Source organism: Thermostichus sp. MS-CIW-34 (genome assembly GCF_054060435.1).
Map to the genome: position 1 here is coordinate 70,462 of NZ_JBSSDE010000005.1, position 17,209 is coordinate 87,670.

The window sequence follows — 17,209 nt, forward strand, 5'->3', positions numbered from 1 at the left end:
CAGTAAGGGAGCAGTTTCCTTCAAAATGAACTGTCACCTTAAACTGTCACCAGCTCGGGACGGCGGCTGTTGCGAATGCTGCGAATGGCTTCTGCATAGTCTTTGGCTTTGAACACTGCCGAGCCGGCCACAATGGCGTTGGCTCGTGCTTCAATCACCTGCCAAGCGTTGCTGGCTTTGATGCCGCCATCCACCTCGATCCAGGGATCCAGGCCGCGCTCATCACACATGGCCCGTAACTGGCGAATTTTGGGCACCACTGCTGGAATAAAGCTCTGGCCGCCAAAGCCGGGGTTGACGCTCATGATCAGCACCAGATCCACCAGCTCCAGCACGTATTGGATCAGCTCCAGGGGGCTGGCCGGATTGAGCACCACGCCCGCTTGCTTGCCCAGATCCTTGATTTGGCTGAGGGTGCGATGCAGGTGGATGGTGGAGCTGGACTCTGCGTGCACGGAAATGATATCGGCCCCTGCTTTGGCAAAATCCGCCACATAGTTCTCCGGCTCTACAATCATCAGGTGGACGTCCAGGGGCTTAGCCGTCACCGGGCGCAGCGCTTCCACCACCAACGGGCCGATGGTGATATTGGGCACAAAGCGGCCATCCATGACATCCACATGGATCCAGTCGGCCCCCGCCTCATCCACTGCCCGTACTTCCTCCCCCAAGCGGCTGAAATCGGCTGAAAGGATGGAAGGGGCGATCACAATCGGCTTTTGCCCAGAGGTCGCTGACGGCTGCACCATGGTGAGTCCTGGGGATTGAAAACAGAGAAACGGAGAAACCTGCTCCTCTATGGTACGGGGTTTGATCCCCTTTGCAAAGCGTTATATCCCCTCTCAGCTTGGCACTCAAGGCTCCAGGGGGGACGTGGACTCTGGCGACAGGATCCCGTTCGCGTTGGCGGAACGGAGTCCTTTCAAGCTCGCATCGCCGGGCCACAGACCCTGCAAGACTTGGGCAACACGGTGCCAGGGATCCAGCCGTTCCGTTCGCGTTGGCGGGACGGAGCCCTTGCTGCTTTGAGGCTCTGGAGAAGACTGCTCAGAGGGGGCGGGATCCCTTTCCTCCAGCCTCAGGGAAAGCTGCTGCAACTGCATGTAGATGCTGTTCACGGCCAGCATGGCCAAGACCGTGCCAAAAAACTTGGTGCGGGATCCCATAGGTCAACCCCTGTGCGAGAACAAGAGTAGGGTCGTCGCCGGTGCGTTAGCTCCACCTTAGCTCACAGGTTTGGCTGGCTGTTGCGAGAAAATAAACCTGTTTGCACCAGATCCTGCAAAGCCCTCGGGTCAAGATCCGCCGCCAAGACGATGACTACTCCACGAAAGCCAACCTACCAGCACCTGCACACCGCCCTTTGGGTAAGCGATCTGGCCAGAGCCGAACATTTTTACGGGACAGTGCTCGGGCTCCCCAAGGTGGAACGGTTGCCGTTTGACTTTCCCGGCGCTTGGTATCAAGTGGGTTCCTCCCAAATTCATCTCATCGTGGCCGAGGAGCCGATGGATCCACGGCAGCGAAGCGGAACGGGATCCTCAAAGTGGGGGCGTAATCCCCATGTGGCGCTGGGGGTAGATGACTTGGAAGCGGTGAAGGCTCGCCTGCGGCAGGAAGGGTATGAGGTGCAACCGAGCGCTTCCGGGCGAGCGGCAGTGTTCGTCCGGGATCCCGACGGGAATGTGATAGAGCTAAGCTCGATTAGCCCAACCTAGCCATGAGCCATCTCCCCTCAGCAATGCCGCCGGTTGCAACAGCGTTGCGTAGCGATATGGGTTCTCGTTGCCAGTTCGATCCGGCCATCAGCTTGGTTAGTTCCGCGCAGATGCAGCGCCTTGAGGGGCAGATCTTCTCTGCCGGCATGCCCGTTGCCGCTCTGATGGAGAAGGTGGGGCTGGCCGTTGTTGCTCAGTTGCAGAAGGATTTTCCGCAAGTCCAGCGCATTGGGATCCTCTGTGGGACAGGGCACAACGGTGGCGATGGGTTGGTGGTTGGGCGGGAGCTGTGGCTGGCCCAAAAGTCGGTGAAGGTGTGGTTGGGCAAGCCGGATCTCAAGCCCCTGACGGCAGACCACGCCCGCTATCTCAAGGCGCTGGGGGCGGAGTTTGTGGGGCAGCTTGAGGAGCTGGCCGATTGCGATTTGTTAATTGATGCCCTGTTTGGGATCGGTCTGAACCGGCCTTTGGGGGAGCCTTGGGCGGGGGCGGTGGGGTGGGCCAATGGCAGTGGGATCCCCATCCTTAGCCTGGATTTGCCGTCTGGCCTCAACGACCAAACCGGGGAAGTCTGGGGCTGCTGCATTCGCGCCAGCCATACCTATACCCTTGGCCTTTGGAAACGGGGGCTGTGGCAGGAAGCAGCTCTGCCTTGGGTAGGACGGTTACATCGCGTTGATTTTGGGATCCCCGCTTGGGCCTGCCCAGAGGATGAGGTTCCCCGGTTGTTGCTGCGGCCTTGGCAGCACTTTCCTGCGGATCCCCCTTTGGATACCCACAAATACTGCCAGGGATCCCTGTTGTTGGTGGCAGGCTCGGCAGCCTATGCCGGAGCAGCGGTGTTGGCGGGGCTGGGATCCCGCGCCAGCGGGGTGGGTATGGTGACGATGGCGGTGCCGGCGGAGTTGAAAGGAGTGATCCACAGCGTCCTGCCGGAAGTCTTGGTCTATGCCTGGGAGGGGATCCCTTCTCTGCCGCCGGTGGCTGATCGCGACAGCGGGACGAAGTCCTTGAAACCCTTTCAGGCGGTGGCCGTGGGGCCGGGCTTGGGAGAAACCCGCTTACCGCTGCTGGAACTCCTGCTGCGGGATTGGGCCGGGATCCCCTGGGTTATCGATGCCGATGGCCTCAATGCTCTGGCGGAGATGGGGGTAGAGCGCCTGCCAGAAAACGGGATCCAGGCCATCCTCACCCCCCACCTGGGGGAATTTCGGCGGCTTTTTCCGGGGATCCCGCTTGGGGATCGCATCGAGGCAGCCCAAAGGGCGGCAGCCCAGAGTGGAGCAGTGGTGGTTTTGAAAGGGGCGCGGACGGTGATCGCCTCTCCCACTGGGGAATGCTGGGTGAACCCGGAAAGCACACCGGCTTTGGCCCGGGGTGGCAGCGGCGATGTCTTGACCGGTTTGATCGGGGGCCTAGTGGCGCGAAGAAGAGCTCAAGCCGGTCAACCTTTGGACGCTCCCGCCCTGCTCAGTTGCGCCTGTGCGGGGGTGTGGTGGCATGCTCAGGCGGCTGTCCATCTGGCGCAAGAACGCGGCCTAACGGGAGTGGATCCGGCACGGCTGGCGGAGCATTTGCCCCAGGCGCTGCAAGCTCTTCAACAGGAGGAAGTTGTTCATACCGTGTCGCAGGCGGGTGAATAAATACTCTAAGTCATAGCCCAAGCCTTCCTGCTTGCTCCTACCCTCCACTAGGGGTCACCCGGTAAAGGGCACAGGAATAGAATTCTGGCTGGTTACTCGAAAGCCTTGGACAGGCCACCAAACCAAAGCCCGCATCCTCCACCACTATCTTCTCCGGCTGCAAGCTAAAATCCTGCGGGATCCGGAAAATCGGACTCAGGGATCCCTGAGGGGACACCCGTGCCAACCCACTGCGCCAAGACCCTTCTGCATCTTCCAAAAGACGACTCTGCCCCAACAAAGCCACTAAGTTGGCTCCTTGTAGGTCAATATCCCGGATGGGTACAGAATCTCCACCATTTTGTTCTCGTATCACCCGCCCATCCACCACTACCGCTAGCCCCTGACTGGGATTGGCCTTGAGAATACTTGGATCCCCTTGGTTATTGGCCAGAAAATAATACTCCTGCCCGACGAGCTTGGTTGCGGAGTCATCCGAGATAAGCGAAAACCCAGGCGGGAAAAAAGCACTCAAATCCATCACCTGAGTGGTTTGCCCTGTGGCATCCACCTGCAGCAACTCCTGACCACAACAGGAACGCAGCCAATCCCGACTTTGCCGAGCCGTAATCACCGGGAAGCTATACCGGGTGAAAACGACGCTATTGCCCACCTGAACGAGGTTGGATAGGTATTCTACAGTTCCTCTTCCGAAGGCCCCAAATGGGAGATCATCCACAAACGTCGAGACTTGGCCCTGGGCATTCACTTTGTTCAAAACCCCCACATTCCGGGTTCCAACCCCTGCATCAAAGCTCCGAGTGCCTTTCAGCAGCATCACCCCATCTTCAAATGCACCGATTCTGCGGAACCACTCTGAATAGCCTGGCCATTCATTTTTTTCTGCCTCCAGCACTGGAATTACCCCTCCAAAAGGGGTGATACGACTCACTCTCTCCCTCCTATCCACACATGTATTGAATGAAAATTGATTACAAACTTCTTCCAGTACCCAATAATCGGAGCCAGATTTCACCAAGTCTCTGACTCGCCCGACACTGGCCAAGGGAGTGAAGGTATAGCCATCGGCCTCAGTGGTTCGATAAGTGCCCCCATACCCGGCCACTGCCTCTCCACCCATAATGGCAACATCAAAAATGCAATCTTCCAAGCTGAATCTTGGGTGCAACTGGATCCCAGAATCCCGACAGATGCGCTCTGCTCCTATGCGTTGGCTTGGGCTAATCTCCGCAAAGCCACTGGGAAAAGACCGGTTACTCAGGCTCTCGCTGCTCTCTCCGGGGCCATAGTCAAACAAAGACTCAGCAGGACTGACCCGCCAACTGTCACCGAAGACTGGGTAAAGCCCGTTAAAGTCCGTCTCGGAGACTAGCTGTCCACTGCGGCTTTGCAGGTCATTGCTGGGGTTGTAGTCGTAGTTGCCCAACAGGCCGCGTACTCGTCCCAAGTATTGGGGGGGTAGCTCCAAGGTAAAACTCAGGTGAGCAAAGGCTGCAGAGTTGGGGAAGTAGGGTTGAACGGTGAGTGTTTCTCCTTCTGGCCAGTTGAGGATGTACTCACCCTGATGGCCACGGAAGAGTTCGTAGCCGTAGCAGCCGCCGGGGGTACAGTTGGGGTCGGGGGTTTCCCATGCAGAGTCTTCGTCTTCTGGGTCTTGGGGCGGGCGTTCGGCTAAGGCGAGGAGCAGGTAGCCACCGGGGGGTAAGTCGGTGAGTTGGCCATCTATTCTCAGTTCCGGGGCAGGGGTGGTGTAGATGGCAACACGATGGGATCCCATTTGGGTGGCGATGGCACGAGTCATGCTGGCGACAGTGCTGCTGCCGAAGGGGCGGAAGCGCGCTTGCAGTTGAAAGTCCAGTTCGGGTACGACACTCTGGCTCAGGATATATTCTCCTACCCCGTGGAAGTCGTAGCGCAACCGGTCCAGGGTGTACAAATGCGGATCCCCTACCCCATCTGCTTTGCCGGCATCAGGATTCGCCTGGGAGGGATCCGGATCGCAATTGGCCCCCGGAGGACAGTATCCCCCGCCTGAGCCACCAGAACCCCCTGAGCCACTAGAGCCGGAACCAGAACCGCCTGTGTAGTTCAACTGTTTGCTGTCTGTGGCAACAAGGGGATCCCCGATGGGCCGACCTTGTGCATCCTTAATTTGGTATTCGGCCCGCGCATCAACTTGCATGTAGACCCGTCCTCCCTGGATGGGCCTGTCCAGGTTGAGGATGGTGGCTTGGGTGGTGAACTCGCCTTTTTCATCCGTTTCCCCTTCTGCGGGGTCAAGCTCACCATTGGTGATGCTAGGGAAGGTGATCTGCACGGGAGGTCGTTTGCCGGAGGCATCTTCTACAACTCGACCGCGGGCATCCAGCAAGCGGACTTTCAGTTTCAAGTTGGCTTGCCCTGTAGAGGTTGCAGGAGGAATGAATTCCATTTCCTCAATCTCAAGGTCTAAGCACTGATTGCTTGTGGGATTGAGAGTTTCTGCTGCATCCCCCAGCATTTGGAATATTTTCCGGCGAGCCTCGAAGTTCCGATTGAGGTAAAAGTTGTCAAATCTATGACCGTCAAGAGGTAGAGCATCAGGGCCAAGAGGAGGCACAAGCCTAACATTCCAGTCCAAAGGTTCAAGTAAAGATCTGGATAAGACTGGATTACCCTGAGCATCAGAGATTCCACCAGAGGCTCGAGCAACCTCTCTAACCAAATTGACCACTCTATCTTCATCAAAGGTGACATACAGAGGAATGTCATTGAGGCTAGAGATTGTGGATCCCATCATGTGGGCAACTTGAACCCCACCAAAGAAACAACCTGCAATCTTCTGAGAGGTTGCATTTGCAATTGTCCGCTTGGCAGCATCGACAAATATTGTTCCCTGAGAATTAGAGATAGTTAAGACATGATAACCATCTCTGGCATCATCCAAGGCTGGCCAAATGAAATTGTCGTAGAGAGAAGCTATAGTATTTCTTCGAATCATATCCAGATGTTGGTCGGCAATTCTATCCCGAATTTTTGACCAAGAAGATTAATTAGAGTTTCTTGGACATTAAACCTTTGCAATAGTGGCCTTAGAATATCATTTGCATTTGGGGCTTTTAGAAGAACACGAGCATATTGCCACGCTTGAGGGTCTGACAGTTCTGGCAGTGCTTCCCGAATCTTGAGTGCAATGGATGCAACGATTTGAAAGGTTGGGTTGTCTGCTGCTTGAGTTACATTTCCAGACGCAGTTATTCCTCCCAAAGCCATGTTGTAAGCAAGCCGATAGTTTGCGATGTCTTGCTCGAACCCAATGTTGTCTTTGAGTCGGCTCAATACATTCTCTTCGTTTCCTCCAATGGCAGCAATGATTCTATCACGATTATCCTCAGCGTCACGTATTTCAGTTGCCAGTCCGTTAATATAGTAAATTTTAGACTTGAGGACAAGTGCAGCGGTATTGAAGCTGAAATTGGGAGAAATAACTGAGTGAATATTTGGTCTGTTTGGTAATGAGCAAGACTTGAGAATCAGTACAGACAGGCAACAGCACAATAAAACAACAAGACGAACAGTATTTCGACCGAACATCCATTTATCCTCACTAATCTAGCGAATTGGGTCAGTACATGTCGATTCTTCTGCGCCAACGACTTGTCCAGAGAACTTGGCATCAACAGTTAAATCTGCAATAACTCTTTCCTGGGTGTTAAGCATTTGAAATTGCACTTCCCTTACTGCCTCAGCAACCTCATCAATGAGATCAAATTGATCAACTCCGCCGAATGCCAATCTTGCACATCGCTCTGCTCGGAAACCATCAAGCACTCTTGCACGCACCTGGTCTCGACTATCCCTGTCAACATTCACGATGCTTGCCTGTAAAGCTTTGGCGTATCGCAGCATGGCCTTCCGCTTCAGCTCATCATTGGGATACCGGCGGTAAATCCAGCGCTGCACATCATCACGCACGCCATCTCCATCGGCATCAATCCCCTCCAAAGTTTGCTTGCCCGCCTCCCCTGGATCCGGTGGCAAATTCGGAAACAATCTATCCAGTTCATCGACCGGGATCATATCTGGAGAGGGATCCTCACCCGGATTTTCTGGCACAAATCCAGTAGTGGGATCAGGACTGGGCTCTTCTTCTGCACTGGGGGTAGAACCTCTCCCGCCACTGCACCCACACAGCAACACCAACACAGAAGAGAGCATCAACATAAGCAGTATCCTGAGGCCGTTCATAATCGCCTTGGTTCTAGCAGTTCAAGTGGCACAAGTGACCCCCACAGGGATCCGGCAATCCTTCTATTGGAGCTACAAGCAACACAAAATTAGGGCAGGGATCCCTAGAAGGAACTCTCTCAGGAGGATCTACCGTTCATCACCCGACAAGAGCAAGACTGGATTTGCAGCCTGATGCTCAAGCAGAAACTAACATCTGCTTCAACAAAGTGCAAGTGCGCTGCAACACACGGGCTCAATCTTTAGATTCGTCAGCGTATGATACGGAGCCCTTTTTTGAAGGGGAGAACCTTTAATGGCTGAATCCATCAAGCCAGGTGGTGAGGTCAATCAACGACTGGAACTCCAGCAAGGCTAGACCCAGCTCTTCCAAGCGCTCCACCGATAAAGACCGAATCTGAGCCTCCACCTCCTCAGGCAGGGATCCCATTTTGCCAATCTTCTCAGTGGGAAAAGCAGCCAGAAAGGAGTGACCACCTCAGGGATCCCCGTGGATTGTAGTTGACTGAGCTTGATTAGGGTCTTAGGAACCCCAGCGCTAAACCCAAGATAATAAACAAGCCAAAGCCAATCCGATAAACAATGAACAGCCAGGTGCTGCTGCGCTGCAAAAACTGAATTAGCCAATCGATAGACAAGTAGGAAAAGACGAAGGCCGAAAGCGTCCCCAACCCCTGCGGCAGCAGGGCCTCTGCCTCGAACTCGGAGATAAACTCCACAACCCCCGCCAAAAATAATGCCGGGATCCCCAGCAAGAAGGAGTAGCGAGCGGCAGCCGAGCGCTGCAAATGGAGAAACAGCCCTGCCGTCAGCGTCGAGCCGGAGCGCGACACCCCAGGGATCAGGGACAAAGCTTGGGCCAGCCCTACCCAGATCCCATCCCAAATGCCTAAGCTGTGAAGGTCTCGCTGGCGTTTGCCCGTTTGCTCTGCCCAGCCCAACAACACAGCCAAGCCGATGGCTGCGACGGCGATCACCCACAACTGGCGGGGCGGGGATCCCCAAATGGCCTTGATGGCCCAGCCGGCAACCACAATTGGCACTGTTCCCACCAGGATCCCTACCAGCAGCCGCCAAGGCTCCTGCTGAAAATCTCGTTCTCGCCAAGCCTTCCAAGAGCCGAGGATCAACTGGCGCAGGTCAGAGGCAAAGTAGATCAGCACCGCCCCCAAACTGCCCAACTGGATCACCGCCGTAAAAGAAGCGCCCGCATCCGGCCACCCCACCAAAGCCGGAAACACCCGCAGATGAGCCGTGCTGCTAATGGGCAGAAATTCGGTGATCCCTTGCACCATGCCCAAAATTAGAGCCTGCCACCAATCGGGATACCAAGTGTCAGCAAGCAACAAGGTAAACACTCCCCCACCCAAACTTGCCGGATTTGCACAATCCCCATTCTTAGAAAAACTCAGAACTCCGGCTTTTTCCAGCAGCCCATACCACGGCGAACAAACACTTGCAGAGGGATCCCACCCCAACTGGCCGGGAACTTGGGTGTCGCTGTCCCAGACCCGCAAAAGGGCTGTGCCTATAGGATCGCCGCAAAGATCAACAGTAGGTCAGATCATCGGGTCAATAGATCAGAAGCCAATCCGCTCTGGGTCTTCAATGGTAATCAGCCAGTTGCCCACATTCCGGAAGAGGGGGTTGGGTTCCGTACCCCGTACCCGCGCCTCCACCCGATAGATGCCGGCAGACGAGGGGTTGCGCACATTGGAGAGCACCAGACGGATCTCCTGACCGGCAGCAATGGGTTGACGGGCCACCACCTCTAGAGAGCGAAACTCCTCGTTCCAGTACACTTGATCCAGCTCTACAGGCCGGCCTTCTACCTCCAGGCGGACACTTTCCGGATCGATGCGGCCATCGAAATTCCTGTCCCCGTTGATCTGCACTTCTGCCACCGCCACATTCTGGGGGGGAATGGTCAGGCGATAGCGATCCAAACGACTGCGAACCCCGCCAAAATCGAGCCGATAGCTGAGGACAGGTACCCCTTCACTGCCGGTGATCACCAAACCCGACTGCGCCTCTGCAGAATGGGGCATCACCAGGGATCCCAGGCTCCCCATCACCAGAACCGCCAAGGCCAGCCTCATTCCTCGCCGAGCAAGGCCAAGTTCCTGCGAACATTTCCCTGCTCTCATCACTGCTCTCAACACCCAAACCTCCGCTGGTTGAAACACCTCAGCACCTTCAAAGCTCACTAGCGCGGCCTGTAGACAGCCTGACCGATGGCAAGCAAGGCCGACGCCTCGCCGTCCATTGTAGAGGATGGGATCCCCTCTACCGAGAGAGCTTAAGGCTTATCGAGGTGCGGAAGTGCGTAGTTCGTCCAGGATCCCAGACAAAAACTTTGGGCCGCCACACCCACGGTGCAGCTCCCACGCAACGCTGATTGCGACCACAAGGTGACCTTCGGTGGATTGGCCCTCGCCCTTCTACGGCTTCACTTGAGGAAACTCAGCACCCCCACCCCGATCACCATCAGCACCCAGAGCAGGGATCCCACCAAAATCACATTCTTGGCCCGGCTCCAGTCGCTGGCTGAGCTGTAGAGCACTGGCACCGCCACCACCAAGAGCAAGCTGTAAAGCACCAACACCAACAAAGCAATTTGGAAAACGAGCATCATCTTGCGGATCCCTCACAAAAGTCTTGTCTTGGATAAAAGCTCCCGGTAACACCGGATGGCAGCAGGATAAATAGGATGACGCTCTGACTATACCAAAATAGGATCCCTCCCAAGGCCAGATCCGTTGAGGCGGCTGATGGATTCATCTAGACACAGGCTGGAGGCGGAAGGGGTTAAAGTCGGTTGCCACATCGAAGTAGTCTTCTTGTTCTTGCTGCTTTAGCCAGCCGGTAATGGCATAGGTCAGGGGCGTGAACGCCGCCTCAACGGCACACTTGAACACATAGTTGGAGAGTATTAAGCTGCCCAGGCCGGGGAACACCCCCCAGAAGGCCAAGGTGACAAACAGTCCAGTATCCACCGCTTGGCCCACCAGGGTAGAGCCGATGGTGCGTGTCCACAGCCACCGTCCCCGCGTCCACACCTTCATGCGGGCCAGTACATAGGCGTTGGCAAAGCTGCCTCCCCAATAGGCGATTAAGCTGGCCAGCACAAGGCGGGGCGTCAGGCCCAGAATCTGGTCGTAGGCTTCTTGATAGGGCCAGTCGGGGGCGGCCGGCAGGGATCCCACGATCATGAACGTTACCGACATGAGGGCCGCCGAGAGAAATCCCAGCCAGATCACCCGTCGCGAGCGGGCATAGCCATAGACCTCCGTGAGGATGTCGCCAAAGATATAGCTGAGGGGGAAGAGAATGGTGCCCCCGTCAAAGGTAAAGGGCCCCAGAAGAACGATCTTGGTCGAGGCGATGTTGGAAATCAGCAGCACGGCTACAAATAGAGCCGTCACCGCATCTAGGTGTCGATAAGCTCGCTCAAAAACCCTCTCAGACATCAGGATCCCCCCAACAACTTACGGATGTGCCGCAGCTCCTTGACGATCAAGGCCAAGCCTTGGCTATGCCGTTCCACTTCGCCGGCGAGCTTACGGATTTGTTCTTCCAGGTTAGCGCTGTGGGATTCCTGACGGTCTAGACGCTGGCTGAGGCTGGAAAGCCGCGTCACCACCTCCCGCTGGATCAGGTTTTCCGTGCCTTGAATCAGCAGCGTCTCGATAGCAGTGAGCTTGTTCAAGAGCAATTGGGTGTTGGTTTCCCCTCCAGCCTCCGGGGCAGCTACGGGGGCCACTTGCAGAGCCTTTTGAATTTGTGCAAGGAGAGCCTCCGCCTCAAACGGTTTTTCGATAAAGTCGAAATCGACAAAAGGCTCAGGGATGCGGGCCGTCACCTGCTCCTTCATCCCCGACATCATGATGATGGGGGTATTTTTCAAACTGTCTTCGCGGCGAATAGCCTGCAACGTGTCATAGCCATCCATCTTGGGCATGACAAAATCCAGCAGGATCAGGTCGGGGTGATGTTTTTTGGCCGCTTCCAGCCCTGTCAACCCGTCTTTGGCCTCCACCACTTGGAACTGATCGGCCAAGATGCTGGCCACCATCTTGCGAATCATGATGCTATCGTCAATGACCAACACCGTCTTGGTTGTCATGCTGAGGCGCTCCCTCTTCCCATTGACTCGACCTGATCGGCCCTTTCCTCCAGCCCATGAGGCGAGCGGGGAAATTTTTCTAGGACACCACTAGAGTACTCTCCTGTTCGGCCAGATGGAGCGTGCCTACGAATCCCCTTCCGCCAGGTTTCCCCTGATCCCAGTGGCTGCCAGCTCGGCGCGGCCGCCTTGCTATAATTAAGTGTAAACAAACGTTAAGCCTTCATTCTTCATTCGCACCTTGCAGGGTTATGAGCCTACAACTAAGTCCTGAGCTGTCGCTGCCGATCCCATCTCCAGTCGGAGAAGCTGCCTACCGCGCTTTTCAGTGGGGCAAAAACATCTTCGGCTTTGCCCACAAAGCGCTCTCCACCCAAGCTTCAGATCTGATGCTCTCCGTGCTCAGGGATCTGCAAAGCTTCTCCTCCGGGAGGACCCCGCCGCCGCGGGCCAAGGTGCGGGTGAGCGCTGACACGCTACAGGTGTTGCGGGCCCGTTACGAACAACTCCTGCAAGCGGACTGGCAAGATGCTGAGGCAGGGTACTACCCGCACGCGCTCCTGTTCGACAACCCCTGGCTGGACTTTGCCCGCTATTACCCACAGGTGTGGTTGGATTTGCCGCAAATTACTCGGCGGGTTCACAGCAAGCGTTACCAAGAGTTTTCTCAAGACATCTCCACCGAGGGCTATCCGAAATACTACCTGCAAAATTTCCATTACCAAACCAACGGCTATCTGAGCGACAGCTCGGCTGAGCTTTATGACCTGCAGGTGGAGCTGCTGTTTGGGGGCACAGCGGACGCGATGCGCCGTCGGGTGATTCGCCTGCTCAAAGATGCCTTGGATCCCACCTTGGTCAGCCCCCACATCCTCGATGTAGCCTGTGGCACGGGGCGGATGCTGCGCTTGCTGCGGGGATCCCTGCCCAAAGCAGCTTTGTATGGCCTGGATCTTTCCCCCGCCTATCTGCGCAAGGCCAACCGACTGTTGCAGGAGCTGCCGGGGGAGCTGCCCCAGCTTATCCGCGCCAACGCCGAGGCCATGCCCTATGCCGACGCCACCTTCGATGCCGTTATCAGCGTTTTTCTCTTTCATGAGCTGCCTGGCCCGGCCAGACAAAATGTCATCAACGAGATGAGTCGGGTGGTGAAGCCAGGGGGCGTGGTGGTCATCTGCGACTCGGTGCAACTGCTGGATTCGCCAGAGCTGAAGGAGACGATGGAAGCCTTTATGCAAACCTTCCACGAACCCTACTACCGCGACTACATCCACGACGATCTGGGGGTGCGCCTGCAACAGGCAGGCTGTGCGGTGCTGCGCCGAGAAACTCACTATGTCAGCACCTACACCCTAGCCCGTAAAGGTTGAGCGCCCCTTCCACAAGCTTAAGAGGAAGAGTAAATCGGCGGTCACTTGTCCAGAGGGTGTATAGTAGTTTTAGACACGAAACCTTGGATGAGAAGACGGGCCACTAACTGGATAACCCTTGGGTGCAAGTCCGTCTAAGATCTTTTTCTTGTACTTAGGCTCATGTCCCACCCCCATGGATCCCTCCGCGCCGGCATTACTGCTCTCAAGCAGGAGCGCTACCTGGAGGCGATCAACCTTCTCGAGTCCTTCTGCTACTGCTGTTCCATCCAAGAGAGACAAGAGAGTTTGTCCCGCCGCCTGAGCGAGCGCAATGGCTCGAGGGCAGATCCGGAAGAATGCGTTTTGGCTCGTGTAGCTCTGATCATGGCATATCAGGGCAGTGGTGACTTGGAACGCTCAACTGCCCTTTGCCAAGAGCTGTTGGAGGAGAAGGAAACTCCTGAGTCCGCTTCCTGGGCTCGGGAATGGGCAGCTCAGGCTCTACCTACCCTCAAGCAGGCTTCAGAACATTCCATGCCCCCTGAGGAAGTCATGGCGCGGCTACCCGTTCTCCGGCAGTTGGAAGACTGTCAGCCGCTGTGTAGCTCCCGCGATCCGGCTCCGCATCTGCTCAAATCTGCCTCTCTCTGAGGGAGAGGATCTGCAAGGAGCGGTGGACGCCCGGCTCTAGCCTTTATTCTCAACACAGTTCCACAGCAATCTTATGTCTGCTGCCGAACCGACTACCTATCATTTTGTCGTTGCCAGCCTGTCTTTCTTACGTTCTGAGCCTCTGGAAGAGGTGCTGGAGGAGCGTCGTCGATACTGCGAGGAGCGCCATTGCCCTGTCGATTTCTTCTGGGTGCCCCAGCCGGCCTTCATGGAAGCTCCAGAGTTAAAGCCCCTGCGGGACAAGTTGAAGGAGCCCCTGGGGGCAGTGGTATCCACCAACGCGGATTTTATTCGTTGGCTGAGCCTGCGCTTAACCTTTGTAGAGAAGGGCAGCTTTGTGGCTCCCAGCGAGTCGATCCCGGATCCCTTGCGCTCCTTGTCTGCCGCAGGAAGCTAGGCCTGCCGATTCCCAAGATTTGGGTTGGTGGATTGGAAGGCGGGCCAAGATAAGATCGGGGCACCCCATTTCCACTTTTGTTTGCTGACGGGATCCCATTCTGTTGTGGGGCCGACGTCGGGGAAATGGGCAGGTCACCTGGGGAGCATGATGACTTTGGAGCAACGATGGGGCTGGCCGGAGGGAGGGGCAGGGATCTGCCACCCCAGTTCCCCTCTCCAGAATCCCCCACCTGCGTCAACGCCAACTTGGGGTCTGAAGTCAGAAGCTCTCTTGCCTGAGCCGACAGCAAGCCCCGCCCTCAGCTCGCCGGAGTGTTCTCCTGGGGATCCCCTGCCGGAGCCACCTCCTGAGGATCCCGAAAAAGGGCAAAAGGAAGAGGAAGATCAAGGTCTGGCTGAGCCGGGCCTGAGCAACTTTGTAACCGTGCTGCGCCGGCGCAATTTCCTGCTGCTGTGGATGGGGCAGGCGTGTTCCCAGTTGGCGGACAAGGTGTTGTTGGTGCTGCTGATTGGGTTGGTTGCCCGCGAATTTCAGCCGGAAGGGGCTTCCATCAGCGGTTGGGTCTCGGCCATCATGCTGGCTTTTACGCTGCCGGCGATGCTATTGGGCAGCCTGGCAGGGGTATTTGTGGATCGCTGGCTGAAAAAAGGGGTGTTGGTGCTCTCCAACCTGGGGCGCGGGATCCTGGTGCTGCTGTTGCCGCCGCTGCTCTGGCTCAGTGCCGGGCGCGACCTTTGGCCGGGGATCCCCTTGGGGTTTGCGGGGCTGTTGCTGGTGAGCTTTGCCGTCTCGGTTCTGACCCAGTTTTTTGCTCCTGCCGAGCAGGCGACTTTGCCCCTGATCCTGCCGAAGCGAGAGCTGCTGGCGGCCAACTCCCTGTACACCACCACGATGATGGCTTCGCTGATCGTCGGGTTTGCTGTGGGGGAGCCGCTGTTAACCCTGGCAGATCGTTGGGTACGCCATTGGTTGCCGGGCTGGGAAGTGGGGCCGGAGCTGTTGGTGGGGGGAGCCTACCTCTTGGCGGGATCCCTGCTATTGCTGCTGCAACCCCGCGAGAAGCTAGAGCCCCGGCGTTGGGAAGTCCCCCACCTCTGGGAAGATCTCCGCTTGGGCCTGCAATATGTCAGCCAGATGCCCCTGATCCGAGCTGCCTTGGTGCAGGTGGTGGTGCTCTACTCGCTGTTTGCGGCGCTGGCAGTGTTGGCGGTGCGCATGGCCGAAGTGATGGCAGAGCTGAAGCCAGATCAGTTCGGAGTGTTGTTGGCCGCTGCCGGCCTGGGCATGGGGATCGGCGCCTTTTGGGTGGGCCATACGGGCCGACGGGTGAGCCGCCGCGCCTGGATTGGGCTGGGATCCCTGCTGCTCTGTGGGGCTCTGGCAGCCCTCTCCTGGACGACCCACTGGTTGCTGCCCAGCTTGGGCTGGATTGCCCTGTTGGGCTGTGGCGGGGCTCTGGTGGCGGTGCCGATGCAAACCTTGATCCAAGAGGAAACGCCTGACCATCTGCGGGGCAAGATCTTTGGGCTCCAGAACAACGCCGCCAACATTGCCCTCAGTTTGCCGCTGGTGTTTACGGGATTGGCAGAAGCCCGCCTTGGCCTTCCCTGGATGTTTGTGGCCCTGTCTGTTCTGGCGGGGCTGGCGGGGCTGTACACCTGGAGCCTATTGGGCAGAGAGGCCCCCTAAATCCTGCCGCAGCGCGAGGTTGGATATCCTCTTCCGAGGGGACGGGCCAAGGCAGGAGCTAACTCTGCTACTCTTGTAGAGGTTTAAGAATCGAGACTCCCTTTGCAGCTAAGCGTTTCAGCTCCGCGGGGATCCGCCCATGCACATCGCCTGGATAGGCAAAAAAACACCTTTCTGTGGCAACGTCACCTATAGCCGCGAGGTGACCAACGGCCTTTTGGATCGGGGACATCAGGTTAGCTTTTTTCACTTCACCAACGACGGCCAATCGCCCGCTCTGGATCCTGGAGGTGAAGGCTGGAGGGCGGAGCTGGATCGTCGAGACGTTTCCCTCCCCTGTCTGTACAAGTCGCAGATTTACACGATCCCGGCCCCCAACGCCAAGCGGTTGCTCACCCAGGCCCTCAAGGAATTGCAGCCGGATCTGGTACATGCCTCCTTGACCATTTCTCCCATCGACTTTGTGCTGCCGGAGATCTGTGCTGAGCTCAACCAGCCGCTGGTGGCCACCTTCCACCCGGCCTTCGACCGGCGGCGGCGCAACATCGCCTCTCGCACCCAATACTTGGCCTACCAGCTCTACGCCCCGTGTTTGGCCAACTATCACCGCACCATCGTCTTCTCGGAAACGCAACGGGAGATCTTGGTCAAACTGGGGGTGAGCCCCCAGCAGGTGGTGGTCATTCCCAATGGTGTGGATGTGGACAAGTACGCGCCTGGGCCCTCCACCCTCAAACAGCGGTTGGGACTGGAGCGGATCTTCGTCTATCAGGGGCGGGTCTCGCCGGAAAAAAACCTGGAGGCCCTGCTCAAGGCTTGGAAACACGCCCAAATGGGGGAGAAGTGTGGTCTGCTGATCGTGGGGGATGGGCCACTGCTCAACACCCTCAAGCCCTGCTACACCCTTCAACATGGGATCCACTGGCTGGGCTATATTGCCGACGAGCAGCAGCGCATCGAGATCTTGCGAGGGGCTGATGTGTTTGTTTTGCCCTCCTTGATCGAGGGGCTCTCTTTGTCGCTGCTGGAGGCGATGGCCTGTGGGGTGGCAGCGGTAGCCACCGATGTCGGCGCTGATGGAGAGGTTTTGGCCGATGGAGCTGGGATCCCGCTGGATCCGACACGGGTGACAGCAGAGCTGCAAACGCTGCTGCCTTTGCTGCGGGATCAACGGGAGTTTACCCAACTGCTGGGGATGAAGGCCCGCCAGCGGGTGCTGGAGCGCTATACCCTCAGCCACAACCTCAGCCAGGTGGAACAGCTCTACCGAGAGCTGTGCCAGGGATCCCGTCAGCATCGCTGGGTGTGAGGGATGAGTGTGATGAAGCTTGTGATATTTTTGCTAAGCTGTTTCGTTACGTTTCCAAGGGATTAACGCCAGT

At 57.0% G+C, this 17,209-nt stretch carries 18 protein-coding genes; 7 read left to right on the forward strand and 11 right to left on the reverse strand.

What is annotated here, in order from left to right:
• Positions 1 to 38: 38 nt before the first annotated feature.
• Together rpe and ACVWYY_RS02990 are read right to left on the reverse strand one after the other, a co-directional pair.
• Positions 39 to 749, reverse strand: coding sequence for a ribulose-phosphate 3-epimerase (gene rpe / locus ACVWYY_RS02985; RefSeq protein WP_457439551.1), 711 nt, complete (start codon positions 747 to 749; stop codon positions 39 to 41).
• Positions 750 to 854: 105 nt separating this feature from the next.
• Positions 855 to 1,166 (reverse strand): hypothetical protein, encoded by a 312-nt coding sequence (locus tag ACVWYY_RS02990; protein ID WP_414383965.1) that lies wholly within the window; start codon positions 1,164 to 1,166, stop codon positions 855 to 857.
• A gap of 150 nt (positions 1,167 to 1,316) precedes the next feature.
• On the opposite strand from ACVWYY_RS02990, the gene ACVWYY_RS02995 reads away from it, so the two are divergent.
• Together ACVWYY_RS02995 and ACVWYY_RS03000 are read left to right on the forward strand one after the other, a co-directional pair.
• Entirely contained in the window at positions 1,317 to 1,718 is a 402-nt protein-coding gene (locus ACVWYY_RS02995; protein ID WP_457439553.1) for a VOC family protein, read from the forward strand.
• 2 nt (positions 1,719 to 1,720) lie between these two features.
• Positions 1,721 to 3,361: an NAD(P)H-hydrate dehydratase gene (locus tag ACVWYY_RS03000; RefSeq protein ID WP_457439555.1), complete on the forward strand. Its 1,641-nt coding sequence runs from the start codon at positions 1,721 to 1,723 to the stop codon at positions 3,359 to 3,361.
• A gap of 37 nt (positions 3,362 to 3,398) precedes the next feature.
• On the opposite strand, the gene ACVWYY_RS03005 is transcribed toward ACVWYY_RS03000, so the two are convergent.
• From ACVWYY_RS03005 to ACVWYY_RS03045, 9 genes are all read right to left on the reverse strand, one after another.
• A complete protein-coding gene (locus ACVWYY_RS03005; RefSeq protein ID WP_457439557.1) occupies positions 3,399 to 5,792 on the reverse strand; it encodes a VWD domain-containing protein in 2,394 nt (797 codons plus the stop codon).
• 545 nt (positions 5,793 to 6,337) lie between these two features.
• A complete protein-coding gene (locus ACVWYY_RS03010) occupies positions 6,338 to 6,934 on the reverse strand; it encodes a hypothetical protein (protein ID WP_457439559.1) in 597 nt (198 codons plus the stop codon).
• Between the two features lie 18 nt (positions 6,935 to 6,952).
• Positions 6,953 to 7,564, reverse strand: a complete 612-nt coding sequence (locus ACVWYY_RS03015) for a hypothetical protein (protein ID WP_457439561.1) — start codon at positions 7,562 to 7,564, stop codon at positions 6,953 to 6,955.
• Between the two features lie 316 nt (positions 7,565 to 7,880).
• Positions 7,881 to 8,018 (reverse strand): DUF4351 domain-containing protein, encoded by a 138-nt coding sequence (locus ACVWYY_RS03020; RefSeq protein WP_414374584.1) that lies wholly within the window; start codon positions 8,016 to 8,018, stop codon positions 7,881 to 7,883.
• A gap of 85 nt (positions 8,019 to 8,103) precedes the next feature.
• A complete protein-coding gene (locus tag ACVWYY_RS03025) occupies positions 8,104 to 8,937 on the reverse strand; it encodes an undecaprenyl-diphosphate phosphatase (RefSeq protein WP_457439563.1) in 834 nt (277 codons plus the stop codon).
• A gap of 231 nt (positions 8,938 to 9,168) precedes the next feature.
• On the reverse strand, positions 9,169 to 9,675 hold the full coding sequence (locus tag ACVWYY_RS03030; RefSeq protein ID WP_457439564.1) for a DUF2808 domain-containing protein: 507 nt from the start codon (positions 9,673 to 9,675) through the stop codon (positions 9,169 to 9,171).
• A gap of 362 nt (positions 9,676 to 10,037) precedes the next feature.
• A complete protein-coding gene (gene psbZ / locus ACVWYY_RS03035; RefSeq protein WP_011433643.1) occupies positions 10,038 to 10,223 on the reverse strand; it encodes a photosystem II reaction center protein PsbZ in 186 nt (61 codons plus the stop codon).
• 142 nt (positions 10,224 to 10,365) lie between these two features.
• On the reverse strand, positions 10,366 to 11,058 hold the full coding sequence (locus ACVWYY_RS03040) for a queuosine precursor transporter (protein ID WP_414329328.1): 693 nt from the start codon (positions 11,056 to 11,058) through the stop codon (positions 10,366 to 10,368).
• Positions 11,058 to 11,714 carry a response regulator gene (locus ACVWYY_RS03045; RefSeq protein ID WP_457384811.1) on the reverse strand — a complete coding sequence of 219 codons (657 nt, stop codon included), beginning with the start codon at positions 11,712 to 11,714 and terminating at the stop codon, positions 11,058 to 11,060. Before ACVWYY_RS03045 ends, ACVWYY_RS03040 begins: the two co-directional genes overlap by 1 nt.
• 251 nt (positions 11,715 to 11,965) lie before the next feature.
• Between ACVWYY_RS03045 and ACVWYY_RS03050 the strand changes: the two genes are divergently transcribed.
• The 5 genes from ACVWYY_RS03050 to ACVWYY_RS03070 all read left to right on the forward strand — a co-directional run bounded on the left by ACVWYY_RS03050 (position 11,966) and on the right by ACVWYY_RS03070 (position 17,136).
• Entirely contained in the window at positions 11,966 to 13,084 is a 1,119-nt protein-coding gene (locus ACVWYY_RS03050; RefSeq protein ID WP_414349803.1) for a class I SAM-dependent methyltransferase, read from the forward strand.
• 162 nt (positions 13,085 to 13,246) lie between these two features.
• Positions 13,247 to 13,717, forward strand: coding sequence for a hypothetical protein (locus ACVWYY_RS03055; RefSeq protein WP_414342436.1), 471 nt, complete (start codon positions 13,247 to 13,249; stop codon positions 13,715 to 13,717).
• 73 nt (positions 13,718 to 13,790) lie between these two features.
• Positions 13,791 to 14,135: an MgPME-cyclase complex family protein gene (locus tag ACVWYY_RS03060; RefSeq protein ID WP_414329330.1), complete on the forward strand. Its 345-nt coding sequence runs from the start codon at positions 13,791 to 13,793 to the stop codon at positions 14,133 to 14,135.
• A 147-nt stretch (positions 14,136 to 14,282) separates the two neighbouring features.
• Positions 14,283 to 15,827, forward strand: coding sequence for an MFS transporter (locus ACVWYY_RS03065; RefSeq protein ID WP_457403610.1), 1,545 nt, complete (start codon positions 14,283 to 14,285; stop codon positions 15,825 to 15,827).
• A gap of 139 nt (positions 15,828 to 15,966) precedes the next feature.
• Positions 15,967 to 17,136 (forward strand): glycosyltransferase family 4 protein, encoded by a 1,170-nt coding sequence (locus tag ACVWYY_RS03070; protein ID WP_457439566.1) that lies wholly within the window; start codon positions 15,967 to 15,969, stop codon positions 17,134 to 17,136.
• Positions 17,137 to 17,209 lie beyond the last annotated feature (73 nt).